Here is a 16,811-nt window from a genome sequence, read left to right as displayed (position 1 = left end):
GGGACTGGCCCAGCCTGCGTCTGTACTGCGAACGGTTAATCATCCCCACTGCTTTGAATACTGAAGTTAAATTTCGTCAGTTTGTTTGGTGTGATCCGGCGTACTTTCGGGTTCTCACTGACCACCCTCATACCTGTCGGTAGCGAGTCTGTGTCGACTTTGACCAAGAACTGCTTACCTTTTTTATTCAACACCCACTGATCTGGAACGTGGTATCGACCATATTGGTCTGTCTCGATGATGATGCCTTCGACCGTTAACAGTCGAACGCCTGGGATACCGTCTTCGTAAAGTCCTTTGTTCTCTACGATGATTTCCCATAGGTACATATCACCATCTCGGTAGAGGTTTCTCACCACGTCGATGTTCTCTGCCGACAGACCTTTTTTCTTATCTCCTTTGTGCTTGGTAAGCGCGTTACCTTGCTTATCGAACTCAATGTGCGTGCCGTTATCCGTTGTCACCTTGAAAGGGAAACCTTGGCGAGTTCGTGTATTAAACTGGAACACCACTTTGTTGCTGTGTTCGAGGGTACGGTTACGAGATAGACCGAACAGCTCATCGACTTCATAACCTTTATCGACACTCGACATCACGACGTCTTGGCCTTTGTGCTTCACCTTCACATCTTTCAGTTGGGTTTCAACACCATCTTGAGTAATGAAGGTCGACCCCGGTACGTAATCGCCCGCGGTAAGGTCTACATCGATGTAAATGTCATCTGCCGTTGCGTCTGCTTGGAAACCGTCACCGTTGTGGTCTTCGAACACCTTGCCGATGATCGAAGCTGTGTCGAATACTTTATCTGGCATGACTTCGACCGTTGCACTGGCGAGGTTCGACTTCACAACGTAATTGGTCGTGGTGTTTTGTGCCGAGAAGCTTTCTGCCGGTGGCGCTTCGGCCCATGCTGTGTTGGTGTAAACGCCAAAGGTAGCACCTACGCTTACACGCATTAGGTAACGGATACGAACAGCATCAGCGGTTTTCGAATCGCCCTTGCCGTAAATATTCATGTCGCCGACTTCGAAGAACAGTTGATTGGTCTTCGTTGGCTCTACGGTGATTTGGATGTCATCCGAGGTATCAAATACGCCATCAGGACCACTGTTGACCATCTCTGTCGAGTCTGGGATGTAAGCAAAGCCGCCCGGATAGCGGTCAACCAAACGTACACCAGTGAATGGATTGTCGTTTTCATTGGTAATCACGACTTCGTATTCGACAACTTCACCGACGCTCGCCTCTGACTTGCTCGCTACCTTGGTCACTTTCAGCATGCCTTCGTTGTAAGCTTGCTTCTTAACCTTGATCGTGACGTTGGCGGACGCGACTTCACCTGTCGATGCTTTCGCGGTAAAGACGTTCGTGAAGTTGTCATCAATGCCTTGGTTGATTTCACCCGTCACTACGATTTCGTATTCATTACCTTGGTACGCCTTCATAGTGTGGTTTGAATCGACGTTGCTATCTGAATCGACAGAAACCACCACACCAGACTTGAGCTCAGTGATGGTCGCTTTCCATGTGGTGAACAATGGATTGCCGTTGTTACCAATAAGCTTATCGATTTCATCCAACAGGTTGACGCTTTCTGCATCTGCAGAGCCTCGGTTGGTCGCCGTCATCGTGAAGGTAATTTCATCGTCGTCGTTGGTGTATTCCGCTTTATCTGCCACCTTGGTCACCGACAAAATGATCGGCAGTGGTTTGATAGTTGCGAAATCATCTGCCAGAACATCACTTTCTGACTTGTCGTAGGCATACGCGTGGTTGGTGATTTCTCCCATCGCATCTGCATTGACGACACCTGTGATTTCAATATCCAACTTATCGTTTGGCGCAATAATCACACGGCTATTCACATCCAAATTGTCACCTTGAATCTGTGGTAACACGATGGTGCGATCGTCACTGTATGAGCTTGTCATGCTCCAACTGGTAAACGCTGGCGCTTCGGTGTCGTGAATCGTATTTACTTTCAACTCTGAGATAAGATCTTTAAGCACTATCTCTTCGGTAAACGAGCCAGATTCATTACTTAACACCACGTGGTAAGTGACGTTTTCACCCGGACGGTAGTACTCATCATCAACGGTCTTCTCTAGCTTGACCGACTCTGGCATCGCCAATAGCATCGCGCTTGCTTCTTGAGTTTCACCGCGGAACAACGCACTTGCTGTGTTCTCAATCTCGCCCGTTGCGTATTGATTCACCAAACCAGTGATGACGAACTCCACTTCATCATTCGCTGCAATGGTCAGCGTTGAATCGATGTCCGTATTTACGCTTGGAATATTGGTAATGTCAGTATCGGAACTGCCCTTGTTCACTTCGATACGCCACGAATCGAACGCTTTGACTGTCGTGCCATCTAAGCGAACCACTTCAAGATCACTAATGGCATCTTTCACCTCAACGTCTGTTGCTGGCACCGTACCTTCGTTCTTCACTTTGACGCGGAATGTCGCTTCTTTGCCCGGAATGTAGAACTCAGTGTCAGCGGTTTTCTCAATAGAGATGCCTTGCGATTGAGGCTGAATAGTCGCGCTCGATTGTTGTGTGGTGCCATTCAAATCAGCGGTGGCAGTGTTGGTAATTTCACTCGCCGCTAATGGGTTGGTTTTCACCGTAATGGTGAACTCAACAATGTCATGGGGCGCGATATCGATCACTGAACGAATGTCTTGGTTATCGATAGGCATTGGTGTGATCGTTGTGCGGCTGTCACTGTTGGTTGTTTCAATCGTCCAGCTTTCAAACGCTCGCTCATTAACCCCGTAGATGTTGGTCGCTTTGATACCCGATAGAATGTCATCCAATTTAATGTCGTTATCGAAGCCATCGGTACCGTTGTAAACACGAACATGGAACACCGCGTCTTCACCCGGAATGTAAATTGGTGACTCTGCTGTTTTCTCAATCCAAACTTCTTCAGGTAGGGTTTCTAACGTTGCAGTTGCATCGGTAGTCGCACCGCCGAACTCAGCCGTCGCGGTGTTAACGATGTTAGCAACCGCACTGCTGTTGACTGTACCTGTGATGGCAAATTCAACCGTGTCGCCAGGTGCAATATCAAGGTTGGTAGAAATGTCACCGTTTGGTCCTGGTACCGTTTCGATATTGGTACGTGGGTCGCCTTTAGTGGTCACTATCGTCCAATCATTCAATGCAGGCTCCATTGCCCCACCCGAGGTTTCCACTTCAAGTGAAGAAATGATGTCATCGACTTTTACATCGGCCGCAAAACCGGAACCGTTGTTGGTCACTTTGACACGGAATGTAGAGAACTCTCCCGGTTGGTAGTAACGCTCATCAGTGGTTTTCTCTAGAACGATATCGCCCGGACGCGGTTTCAACGTTGCAGTTGCCGTTACGTCTTTACTGTTGTGATTCAACGTTGCGGTGTTAACAATGTCACCCGTCGCTTCCGTATTGACTAAGCCAATAACGTAAAGGGTGATGGTGTCGTTCGGTGCGAGGTCGATGTTGTAATCGATATCCTTATCGACAACGAGTGAGTTAGCATCGACAGTGGTCAGTGAACTGCCCGTAACATACTGAACCGCCCATTGCAGGAAGGCTTGGTTCGCCGAGCCATCAATGGTGTTCACGGTAAGCGCACCAATTTCATCTTTTAGGTTGATGTCATTCGCGTAGCTGTTGCCTTCATTGACGATTTTCAGGATGTAACCTGCCGCTTGGTTAGGGCTATAAAACTCTACCATTGGCTCTTTGGTGAAGGTTAAATCTGGGATCTTCGCCGTGCTGGTCGCTTCTGCGGTTTTAGTCGAACCGTTGTAGGTCACTTCAACTTGGTTGGTGACATCGCCCACCACTTCTGGGTCAAGCTCCCCTTCCGCCGTAATAGTCACTACATCATTTGGACCGATGTCCAAGCTGCCATCTAAAAACTCACCAGTAGACGATGGGAACTTAGTGTCACCCGTCTGTGAAGATGCATTGAAGAAAATGGTGCCAGATTCAAAGGCTTTTACTGTCGCGCCAGTAATACTGGTTGAAGTGATGTCGTTGACTAGATCTTTGATCGCCACATCACTCGCCCAGTTGGCGGTGGTGTTTTCGATCTTGATGGTATAAGTCAGCTTGTCACCTGATTCGTATTGGCTCTTATCAACGGTTTTATCGACCGTGAGATCAGCCGTTGCCGCCACGTAAGTCGCATCCGCAGTTTGCGATCCGCTTGAATCGCTCACTTCCACTACGTTGGTGATATCGCCAACAAGGTCCGCTTTTACAACACCTTCAACATGAAGTTTCACTGTGTGATCTGGGTGAATGTTGTAGCGAACTTGATAACCATTGTCACCAGTCACCTCAGAGCCAGCAATTGGTTGAGTCAGCGTTGGATCTGTACCATCAACACTCACAGATGTTGCTGACCAAGAATCAAACGCACGCACAGGTAATGTTGCGCCTGCTTTCTCAGCGCGAATCGTCTTCCAAAGGTCTGAAATCAACACATCGGTCGCATAACCTGTACCGGTATTTTTCACCTCAATGTCGTAACCGATGGTATCGCCCGGATGGTAAATCGCTGGGGTGATTGAGGTGGCTTTCGAAACTGCAAGTGTCCCCGGTTCTGGATAGATGAACTTTTCACGTAAGTTGTATGTATAGAAATCGGTACTAGAGGCTAGTCTTCCTTTGATTTGGTTAGTGAACTCACCAACAGCATCATCGCGTACGTGGCCGACAACTTCGATAAGTATCTCTGCATTACCACTCATGGGGACATCCTCTACATTGATGTCCTTATCCGCGGGCGCAGCATTAATTAAATCAACTTTAGTAAAAGTAGCGTCAAGACCAGGGTCTACAATTTGCGCAGAAACTGTCCAATCTTTCAGCGCAACCTCTTCTTTACCACTTGCTGTTTGAACCTTGTAATCCGTAATCGTATCTTGAATATCAATCAACTCGTTATTCGTCGTCTCATTTCGAACTCGGATTTGATAAACAATTTCAGAACCGGGGGTATAGGTCGGTGTCGTCGTCGACTTCTCAGCTGTTAAGCTTGATGTGCCTTGATTCAAAGTAACATCATTACTATCCACTCCATCGACAGTCGCAACGTTTGTGATGGTTCCTGTTGCGTCGGTCGCTACAGCACCATCAATCTCAAATACGACAGTATCAGTTGGCATCAAGTCAAACGTAGCATCAAGAGGCACGTTACCTTGGTATTGGCCACTTATAGAGAAACGGTCTGGGTCAGGAGCGCTAACAACCGCAACACTGTAGTCTGTGAACGCAGATCCTCCAAGGGATGTATCTATTTCGTTCAACTTATCTACGATGCTCACATCGTTAGCAATACCTTCACCTGTATTTTGAACAGTAACCTGATATTGAACCTGCCCGCCAGGGTTATAGTGACAGTCTGTGCCTGTATCTGACGGGAACGTACAACTTGGACCAATTTCATCCGCGGTAGTACCAATAACAGTTTTGGTCACAACCAGAACAGGAGTAACTGGTGGAATCACATCAGTTGTATCACTTTGATTGCCAGCTTTACCCGTGTTGCCATCGATATCACCAAGTGCATCTGGGCGAACTTTACCGGTAACCGTAAATTCAATGACTTCTTCTGGGGCAATATCGACTAACAGGTCAAGATCATCAGTTGCATCATAAGATTCAATATAAGTGTCTTGTGTTCCCGTTGTACCTGTTGAAGTAAAGGCATGAGAGATGTTTGTCTCTGAGAACGCAGATTTCGTCGTCCCGCCAATCACCTCAACGCGAACGTTAGAGACGATATCTTGGATAACGGTTTGGTCACGCCACACGGGTTCGGTGTTGGTCACCGTAAATTTGTAGATGACCTCATCTTCCGGTTTGTAGGTGTCACCGGATACATAAGATTTGCCATCGATAGAGACAATTTCTTTACTCACCGACAGGTTACTGCCCTCTGGCGTGACTTTCGCAGAATTGAAGTTGCTGCCGTTGTATTTCGGAGTCGCAACAATCTGGTCGAGCGCATCTTGGCGGATTTGTGACTCCATGACAAAGTCAATCCAACCACCCGGCGCAATCGAAAGTACAGGGATATCGATGTCTGCATTTGCGCCGCCAATATAGCCATCAATTAGCGTCGTCGCTTCACCCGAGGTAGTCGCGGTGACTGTCCAACCATATTGGTCAAATGCAGGTAGCGTTTGTGAGTCAGATTCACCTGCTGCGTTCTGCGCGACACGTACTTTGACGTTTGAGAACAACTCTTTCAGTGATTTGTTGTACTCCAAACCTTTACCATTGTTCTCAATGCGCAAGTGGTAAACGATCTTTTCGCCGTCCGTCGTATGGTTGTAAGTGGTCTTGTGTGTCGCCAATGATGTATCAGTGTACGCTTTGTGCGACTTAGCAATTTTCACCGGCAGCATGTTCACAGGTTCTGACGGTAAATTATGGCTGTTGTCTACCACCGCAACGTTGAGAATTTGGCCAACGGCTTTCTCACTGATCTTCGCTTTGATGGTGTAAGTAACAAAGGTTCCACCTGTCGCGAATCCGTTTGCGGCTAAGTTGAACTTAGTGTCGATATCACTGTTATTGCTGACAGAGCCTGCATCACTGATACCACTCGAATCGGTACTGGTCACAATGGTCCATGAATCAAACGCACGACCTTTACCGCTTCCATCGAAGTAATCAGTCTGGATCTTGCTGATTTCATCCTTGATTGGCATCTCATTGATGTGAACGTTGTTCAGGTTCTTCAGTGAGATTTCATACTCGATGTAACCACCCGGCGTATAACCACCACTTAGCTCAGTAGTGCCATCCTGATCGTAGATTTTGGTAACATGTTTAGAGAAGTCGTATTTCTCAGCAGACGCTTTGGTCTCCGCACTCACGGTATCACCATCGACCGTAAGCAAGTTCAAAATCTCACCAACGGCGTTGTTGTTCACCTTAGCTGTGACAACGTACTCAATAGTTGTGCCTTTAGGGATGGATGCATGAGTATCGATGTCTGCGTTATCAGCAATCTTGCCATCCAGATCGAGAATAGCCGAGGAGCTACCACTAACGATCCTTGGAACGACCGTCCAACCCGAGTCAAACGCTTTACCGCTCGTGCCATCGACAAGATCGACCATGATATTGGACAGTCGGTCGATAACGGGAATGTTGTATGCGTTGCCCTTACCATCGTTTTCGATCGTTAAGCGGTAAACCAGAGGTTGTCCCGGTTCATAGCTTGATTGATCTACCGTTTTGGAGAATGCTAGATGGTAGCTGTTTGGAATGACCGTGATGCCACCAATGGTGATTGTGCCAGTCGCGTCTTCGCGCACTACACCAACAACTTCAAAGGTAACAGAGTCTTTTCCTGCGACATCAATCGTTGTATTGATGTCTTGATTATCCGCAACGGTGCCATCTAACGTGCCATCGGTTGTACCGTCGCCACCATTAGAATCGTCCTTCGAAACATCTACTGTGAAACCTTTATCAAATGGCGTCGCTAAAGATCCATCCAAAAGCTGAGTCGTCACTCCGGTAATGTTTTCGCTTACTGCGTGGTCATTGACATAACCAGTTTGAGAAGAAACCGTCACTTGGTAGGTAAGCGTATCTCCCGGAGAGTAGAATTTTGATTCCACGCCATTAACCAGTAGCTTTCTAACTACATCACCACCATTGTATGCGCGCTCCATCTCGTGATGAGAAACGTGTGATTCTTCAGTCACTTGGCCAAAGTCACGGTAGACGTAGGCGTCATTCTCAATTTTGTCATTTAAGTTACCCATTGAATCCTGAGAACCAATGACATTGTCTTTAACACGAGCTTTAATCTTGAACGTACGCAATTCGCCCGCAGCAAGTGTCATCGTGTTCGATGCATCGCCCGGTGGGTAGATAAAATCTTCGGTAGTTTGAGATTGAAAACCGCCACCGTCATCGAAATCAAACTGCCAGTATTCGAAAGGAGATTGATCTGGGTAGTTTTCATATTGGTTGTCTTTGTCATTCGCCAAAACAGAGCGAATGTCTGTCAGTAAATCAACGACCTTAAGACCATTTTCGACATTCGCGCCATTGTTCAAGACACGAATTTCATAAGTGACGTCATCGCCAGGAATGAAGCGAACTTTGTCCGCTGTTTTCAGAATAGAAACGTTAAGAGAATCCCCCGATGTACCACCAATTTCGGCAGAAGAGGATTGGTTTAAGTTCGTCGATGGGTCATAGATCTCTGCGGTATTAGAGATCTCATCTTCTACGTAGTCATTTTTAACTGTAGCGTTAATGGTATAGACGACATAACCTTCTGAGCCATTGATCTTAGGGTCAATATCGATGTAGCTATTGATGTTGCCGTTGTTTGGAAAACCTGACTTTTCACCTTCATAACTGCCTGTTTTAAATGGTGAATTATTGGAGTCTGTCGACGCTGTAATTGTCCAATCTGAGAACGCATTCAGGCCGAGGATATCATCCGTAACATGCACTTCGTTGGCATAGCCTGGACCAGTATTGACGATTGTGACTTTAAACGTCACCTTATCTCCTGGCTTAAAATCATCATCTGGCGTTGTTTTGGCGACAATAACTTTCGGGTCATGAGGGTAAACCACAACCGTGTCCGAAGCTGAACTTTGAATGCTTGAATCAGGCGTTTTAATTTCTGCCGTGTTATCAAATCGAGAGTAAATGATCTCGTTTTCATTTGAGCGATCGATTTGTGCCACGATAGTGTAAAGCACTTCAACGTTTGGCGGGATCTGCGCTGTCGTGTCTAGATCTGTGTTATCACTGAAGGTACCGACATCTGTATAAGCAGGGTTGCCATCAAGTTGAGGATCATCCGAAATGATCTCAGCACTGATCTTCCACGACTTGAAGACTTGTTTTGACGTCGTGTCTGGTTCCAATATCTTCGCGGTGATCGAAGATAAGGCGTCTTTTACCGCCACATTTGTCGCATAACCGTTTTCTTTATCGTTCTTCAGGCTGATTTGGTAAGTGACTTCGGTATCCAGCTTAGAGTAAGCCGTCTGCTCACCATGAAAACCTGAGTCAGTATTGGTCTTAACGCGTTTGTTTAACTCAATCGCAAAATCACGAGGATCAGAACCACGGTCTGCATAGACAGAGCCATCCACCGTGACTTCGTTTGAGATATGACCATTTGCAATTGGGTTAGTGTCAGCAACGATGGTGTATTCGATATAGGAGTGAGGTTGAAGCGTTGCGATGACATTTAAATTGTCAGGGTGTTTAACTTCTCCGGTCATCCCCGTATTTGAAGCAGTTGCTGGTGTGCCATCGTCTTTAAATGCTTCAGCGGTGATCGTCCAATCCGAATAAGCATTGATTTCTTTGCCGTTGATATCGGTTGTTTTCACTGAGTTCAGGTCATCTAGCACCTGAACTTGGTTTGCAAAACCATCACCATCGTTCGTCACGGTAATGGTGTAAGTAAGAGTCTGGCCTGAAGAGTAAAAGCGGCTATCTACATCTTTACTTGCGCGCAAGTTGTCATCTGGTGTTTGAACACCCGAGCCTTCTTCAGTGACGTTATCGTTAGAACAACTTGGATCGTCATCAAGAATGAGACCTGTGCTGGTATCATTGGTTTTCGCAGTCAGCTTGTACTTGATGGTTTTACCTGGAGCGATATCTGGGGTTAGCGAAAGTGGATTCGACGTCCAAGTGCCGTAGCTAAAGGTGCCTGGGTCCGAGCCAATCGAGTCCTCACCCGAAATAACCTCAACTTTCCACTGTTCAAAAGCTTGGCCATCCCCTGCGCCACCCGCTTGCTCAGTCTTAACACACGTCAGGTTATCTTGGACTAACAGGTTGTTGGCAAAGTATTTTGATGAGCCATTTGTAACGGTAATTTCGTACTCAATTTCACCGCCTGGTACATATTCCGATGCAGAAGTGGTTTTAGAAATAGAGATATCAGAATCCGTCACACTCAGCACTTTTTCAGCGTCAACCGTATCAGAAATACTAGAGCTCTCGACCAAAGAGCCTGAGTCATCCGTTACTGAAGCAGTAAAGCCTTGCAAGGTGCCAATCGTGATTGGGGTAAGAGTTGCTTTAATTTGGTAAGTGATCGACTCACCCGGATAGATAGAAACGGTATCGTCAAAATCGACATCCGTTTGTACGCTGCCTTGGTAGTCAGAAAGTGAGTTACTGCCAATGCTTGAAACCGTGATATCCCAAGTCGTGAAGGGGTTACCATCCACATCGGTGTTGTTGTAAGAAGAGGATAAATTGTTAGCTAAACCATTGCGGCTAACTAGGTCTTTAATGTTTTGTTTTACATGATAATTATGAGCAATCGCGCCACCGTTGTTGGTCACCTTCAATTCAAAATCAACCTCACCGTTAATCAGGTATGGCGATGTTGAGTTGAGCGTGTGTTCCAGTGCAATTTCAGGATCAGATGGAGGCGTTGATAGCGGATTGCCGTCGACCGTACCAGCACGAGTCGTGGAGCTTGCTTGGGTATCAATATCGGAAACTAAGTCCGCAGCAACCGTCGCTTTGATAGTGTAAGTAATGTAACCACCAACAGAGATCTCCGCATCGGTGACTGACAAATCTCCTGTTGTAGCAAAGGTACCCGCATCGCTCCCCGATGAAGCCACGGCACTAATGGTCACGCTGCTAAATGCATTCCCTGTTGTGCCATCTAACTTTTGTCCTGTTAAAGACGCAAACTCTTGCTCAATATCTAATCCTTTAACCGCATAAGCACCATTATTGGTTGCCGTTAAAGAATAAGTCAGTGTGCCGCCAACATCGTATTCGGTCGGGCTAACGTATTCTTCGAGAAGATAATCATATTCAGCTGGAGGGAAAGTAATTGTATCTGGGTTAGTAAAAGTCGTCTCTGTGCCGGAAACCGTTCCTTTTACTTCGGTGTTGCCAAGAACAATATCTTCAGCAGCATCATCAGCAACCGTCGCTTCAATTTGGTAAGTAATACGCCCTAGCGGTAATAAGTTTGCGCCGGTCACATTCAGGTTGCTATTGCTAGAGGAGTAAGTACCTGCATTCGTTCCTAGCGTATGAGTATCAGTGATCTTGACACTACTGAACGCCCTATTCGAACCAGACATCACATCCCAAATGGCATTCGTTACGGAGACATCACTGATCGTACTGATCGTCGTATTTCGAACTTCAATCGAGTATGTAATGACCTGTCCATTTTCGTAAGGCAGACCGAATGTTGGATTAAAGGATATTTCTATTTCCCCTGCAGCTAATGCTTTGAAAGGAAGCAAAAACATCAGCAAAAACAAGGCTAGATAACGTTGAACAATTGGCACAATACTTTTCCGACTCATATAAAATATTAATTATTTAGATATTTATGACTAAGCTAGCAATAGCGTCAAAAACTAGGCGCCGAGATATTGGCGACAGAAAAATTAACATTGTCACGTTTCTGTCATTTTTTATTCGGCATCCGTTAAAACTTTTTGGCTGTCAGTTCTGGTTCAGATTTGCGACAGATTCGAGCTGCGCAGAGGTAATAAATTCACCAAATGTTTCACACCAAATAATAACGGTCGTGTAGTTGTCTAAAGGTAGATCTTGAGGAAGAGTGACCATAAAACGGTCAAATGTTTTCACGTCACCCACATTAATCATTTGCGGATTCAATCGATTGAAATCAGCTTCCGTTTCAACGAATGTTGGAGAGAGGTAAACTTTATAGTCAGGGCCAGGAGCTAACTCACCTTGGAACGCAATGGTGTCCTCAGTTAGCCAGATCTCCCCTTCTCCCCAGTGCAGGAAATCACTGTCAGTCCGGTTGCGATCAAAAGAGCCTTGATACAGCACACCTTCAGTGGAATTAGAGATAACGGAAATATCTGGGGAATCCGGTTGAATAAGAATAGGTAGAGCGTAAATCCCCGCAGCAAAACCAGCCAAAACACATAAAGTGTGGCTTACAAGCAACAAAATCCATTTCATAGTTATATACCTAGCTTTAGCTAACACGACGTCACTAATAAAGTTAGTCTATAAATCTCGCTAAATCAGGGTATTACCCAGAACTCAGAAAATTCCTATATGTTTTTCAGGTCAATATCACAATTCTCGTTATCATATTGCGATTCTAGATACTTAAATCGAATAATTGTTATTCAAATAAATACAACTCATAGAAATACAAATGAAAATAATTTGTGCTAAGGGCAAAGCGGTTTTATTTCATCTAGCGTGTATTTGCCAGCGTTTGAGAAAGTAGGAAAGGAGGAGAAAATAGAGTGGAAATAAAGAATAAAGGTAAAAAAGCCAGCCTTTATTGATTCAATCCAAGGCTGGCTTTTTTAATTATTGTTTAGGTTGGATAGTTGGCTGCTCTATCGAACCTTCTTTGAATACGATGAAGGCTCGGCGGTTAAGGGCATTGGCTTCTTTTGAGCGTTCATTGATAACCGGTTGTAGCTCACCAAACGACTTCACTTCCCACAAGAATTGCGATGGGTCGATCTTGGTTTTCAGATACTTCACCACTTCAGATGCTCGGCGCTGTGCCAACTTCTCGTTGTATGACAACGAACCAATTTGGTCAGTGTGTCCCGCAACGAGAATACTGCCCTGCAAACCTTGTAGCTTATCAGTGAAGCTGTCTAATTTGGCTAAGTCTTCCGGCTTCAGTTCAGACTTGTCGAAATCGAAGTGCGGTGTCATCGCCATGTAGATTTTGCGATCCGGTTTTGGTGGCTCACAAAATGGCATTTCTTCATATTTTTGCGCTTCTTCGAACACCACAAAAGCACGGCGGTTTTCAGCACGATCTTCATCGGTTTTACCTAGCGCTAGTGGCTGCGTTTCACCAAAATACTTCACTTCCCAGTCATAATGGTCTGGGTCGAGTTTTTCTTTCAGGAAGCTTTCCACTGATTGAGCACGGCGCAGTGACAAGGCTTCGTTGTATTCCAGTGAGCCTTTGTAATCGGTATGGCCGACAATGGTAATTCGACCGCTCAAGCCTTCGATTTCATGCACGAAGGCATTCAAACTCGTCGCATCCACGTCTCGAATGTTGTACTTATCAAAAGCAAAGTGCTCTGCCACAGCAATGTGAATTTCTCGCTCTGGCGCTAAACATTCGCTGATTAAGAATTTCGATACGTCCAAGTCGGTAAACTTGTCTCGGTTCTCTTGGCTTACGTAAGTATCGGTGGCGCAACCAGCGACAAGCAGCGTGACCACTACCCCACCAAGAAGACGAAGGGTTGTTTTCATAAATTCCTCTCACTCATTCACGGATGGGGTTATAACTTACCAACCAAGTTGATGAATACGCCTTGTGCGTCGTAGTCATCATCGTTGGTTAAGTCGCTATCAAAGGCAGAGAAGTTGTAACCAATACCGACTTTGAAGTTGTTGCCGATGTGCTTGTTCACTGACACCAAGGCACCATGTTCTAACTCATCATTTAAGGTGTCCGTTTTCCAGTGGTATTCACCAGTGACGTCCCACTCTTTCATCACTCGGTAAGAGGCGCTTAAGCCATACAGATCAATGTCACTTTTGACGATTTCGTTCTTACCGGATTCACGTGCAAAGACTTCTTCTTTGTCTTTATGTGCGTATTTCGCGCCGACATCCCAGTTTTCATCGATGCTGTAAATCGCTTCGACTTCGATGATTTGACTGGTTTCATCTTGGTAATCCACATCACGGTCTAATTGGTCATAATCCGCAATGTAGGTATAACGACTCAATAAGTTCAGACGGTCGTTGTAGATTGGACGGTATGCTAAGCCACCGGTTGCCTCGACAAAGCGCGCCATGGTCTCACCTGTGGTTTGACTCTCAGTGATCGAGTAGTTGTACTTACCAAACAAGGTGTGCTCTTCCGTTAAGCGATGCGTGTAACTGTTGGTCGTCACGATCTGCTCCAGCTCTCGCTGTGCGACATCGGGATCGTCTTCGTTCTTGTCGACACGGTATTCCAGTTTGTGACTCAAGTTGATGTCATCCAAATCGATTGACGCATTCAAGCTGACAGATTGTCGCTCAGTGACTTGGTTTTCATCGTCTTCAATTTCACCTTGTTGATAACCAATGCCCATTTCGACATCGTCCGTCACGTCATAACCAAATCCGTAGGAGTCGATACGGCCGTGGCCATCGTTTTCATCGACAAACTGGTTTTCTTGGTAGAAATCCACGCTTGAAGTCAGGTCAGCACGTTGGCCGACAATCACGTTGTTTTCACCTTCGTAGTTGTCATCCACGTAAGTGACATAGGTAGAGTGGTCGTCAGAGACATCATACGTCACCGTCGCTTCGGCAATTTCGCCACGATCACCAGTGGTGTACTCACCGCCCAGTGATAAGTCTTCCAACACGCGGAACTCAGCACCAACAGAAACGCTGTCATTATCGTCGTAGTCGTCCGATTGGTTCATGGTGGTTTGGCCTTTGACGTACACGCTGTTGTCGCTGTCCCACATATAATCCAAACGTAAACCTGCCAAGGTTGCATTACTTTGTTCATCGGCTTGGTTGAGCTCATCCACCTGTTGGCCTGCTGCCGATAGCTTGATGTGCTGAGTCAGTTTGAATTGGGTTTCTAGCTCAATGGTCTCAGAATCTGTTTTCAGATTGCCGTCCATGTCACGCTCTTCGTTGGCAGAAAAACGCGATAACACAGCAATACGGTCAGTGGCTTGCAGACGCAATTCCGCTCCATACGCTTCTTGCTCAAGGTCGTCACTGCTGCTCGCATAGCTGTAACCGGCGTCTTTGTCTTTGTACCAAAGTTTGACGTCGTTACCGACCGCACCAAAGATGCTCGGCGCCAAGTCATACAAGTTCGCAACGGCTGTCACTTGAATGCTGTCACCTTCGCGGTCTTCTAGGCTGTCACCAATTGGCGTAAAGGTTAAACCACCATCGTACGAGACAAAGTTCGACTCGGTTTGTCGGCCTTCACTGTGAGCGAATTCCGCTTTGATGAACGTTCCTTCCGTTGCGCGAAGCGTTAAATCAGAGCTGTAAACTTGGTAGTTTTGGTTGTCTTTCTCTTCCGTCGCGTAGGTGACGCCAAGGCCGATGTAGTCATTCACCCAGCCTTTCACACGGCCGCCGTAAGACATCGCATCCAGTGAGTCAGAGCCTTGAGGGACGTATTCGTAGTCCACAACCAGATAGTTTTCGTAATCGTCGTTGCCCTCAATTACGCTGCCAAAGCTGTCAGACATGATGTTGTCTAGCGGCTTAGTCAGGATAATTCGGCCTTGGTATGGGTCGAATTCATAGTCACGCCCCGGCTCTAATGGCACTTCGTTTTGCGTTAAACCGCTTTCATCCACGACCCTAACGTAAACCTTGTCACTGCCTGGTACTGCTTCACCATGACGCAAGAAGTAAAGCGAGCCGCCCGTGCCAAGAAATTCATCGTGTGCGTACAGGGAATCTGCTTCTGCTGCAAAACCAACGATGTTCAATCGATCTTCACCGTACTGAGTGGTATCGCGAGTGCGGTAGTCCGCTTTAAAGCCATATAAGCTGCGGTTGTAATCGCTGGTTTCTGTGCCTGTGACGCCCGTGTTGTAGTTACCCCACAAGTACTGCGACTTGTCGTATTCTACATTTAGGTAGACTTTGCCTTTGGTATTGACCACTTTCTCGATGTTTGAGCTGTCGCCATAGTTGCCGTAGTACAACTCGTCATCGTCTTCCAGAATGTCAAACACGTCTGAATCTTCCGATGCAAACGGATGCTTAAACATGTCTTTCAGTTCACTTTCTTTGGTGTCAAAGTGGGTAGTAATACGCAGCTTGTCACCAAACTTACCTTGGCCAAAGTACGCCAAACGACCTTGGTTGTAGATGTCGTTTTGGTATTGATCATCAACGCCAAGCGCTGCACTGTTGCCTGATACGTTGCTCTTACCGATGTACAAATCCGCCAAACCAGTTTGTGCATAGTAAGTGTCTGGGATACGCACGTAGAGTTGGTAACGACGCTCATCGCCATTATCAAACACGACTTTGGTTGGAAATACGTACGCGTCGGTAGGTAGGTACTGCTCTGCGTACAAGTTGCCATCTTCAACGTCGAATTCGTCTTCGCCAATGATGACTTTATCAACGCCTTTAAGGCCGGTACCAATAAACTTCGCCAGACCTGCGTCGGTCGGAATGTTGTGACGCATCAACTTAGCTTGGCCATAGCTGCGGCCTTTGCCTTCTTCGTCTTCGTTGTCGTTTCGGTCGATGTCCACTTCTGCATCCGGACGAACGAGATCCGTCACACCCACCGTAGTGACATCCATATTGCCGTCTTTGTCCCATGCTTTTAGTCGGAACAACAGCTGGCCGCCAACATCAAACTGGTAGTCTACATCTGTAGCACCGTCCCAGTTGATATCAAAATCGTTGGCCAACTTATCGCCTTCTAGCACGGCAATCGGCTCGGACAAACCAAAGTCGCCCACACGATAAACTTCAAGTTGGTATTTTTTGATGTAGTAGCTGTAGTTAGTGGTAATGGTGAAACCAACGCTATCGCGCAGCGTACCCTCTTCCACTTCTAGCTCATCACTGACGCTCACATCCAGCACAGGGTCAAATCGCGTGATATCACGACTCGCCCAAATAGCGCCTTGGTCTAAATAAATACGCGATGCGTCGTCTTCTTGTTTTGGTGTTTCGACCGAGATATCAGTGGTCTCTGACTCGAGTTTTTCTAACTTGCTGGTATCGGCTGCCATGCCCATCATCGGCATGGCAGAAATAATACAGGTAGCTAAACGAGACTTGCTAAATACTTTCATACA

At 46.4% G+C, this 16,811-nt stretch carries 4 protein-coding genes; all 4 read right to left on the bottom strand.

Annotation, left to right across the window (positions count from 1 at the left end):
* Positions 1–35 precede the first annotated feature (35 nt).
* The 4 genes from A9237_RS18290 to A9237_RS18275 all read right to left on the bottom strand — a co-directional run bounded on the left by A9237_RS18290 (position 36) and on the right by A9237_RS18275 (position 16,808).
* Positions 36–11,348 (bottom strand): hypothetical protein, encoded by an 11,313-nt coding sequence (locus tag A9237_RS18290; protein ID WP_418386459.1) that lies wholly within the window; start codon positions 11,346–11,348, stop codon positions 36–38.
* Between the two features lie 142 nt (positions 11,349–11,490).
* Entirely contained in the window at positions 11,491–11,982 is a 492-nt protein-coding gene (locus A9237_RS18285; protein ID WP_078608963.1) for a DM13 domain-containing protein, read from the bottom strand.
* Positions 11,983–12,345: 363 nt separating this feature from the next.
* The gene (locus tag A9237_RS18280) at positions 12,346–13,263 is read right to left on the bottom strand and encodes an OmpA family protein (RefSeq protein ID WP_009704911.1); all 918 of its coding nucleotides are present in this window, start codon (positions 13,261–13,263) and stop codon (positions 12,346–12,348) included.
* A 29-nt stretch (positions 13,264–13,292) separates the two neighbouring features.
* Positions 13,293–16,808: a TonB-dependent receptor gene (locus tag A9237_RS18275; RefSeq protein WP_078608961.1), complete on the bottom strand. Its 3,516-nt coding sequence runs from the start codon at positions 16,806–16,808 to the stop codon at positions 13,293–13,295.
* Positions 16,809–16,811: the final 3 nt, after the last annotated feature.

Source organism: Vibrio owensii (genome assembly GCF_002021755.1).
Classification (GTDB): Bacteria; Pseudomonadota; Gammaproteobacteria; order Enterobacterales; family Vibrionaceae; genus Vibrio; species Vibrio owensii.
The sequence above is the reverse complement of the archived record's forward strand: the minus strand, read 5'-3'. Positions and strand labels throughout refer to the sequence as shown.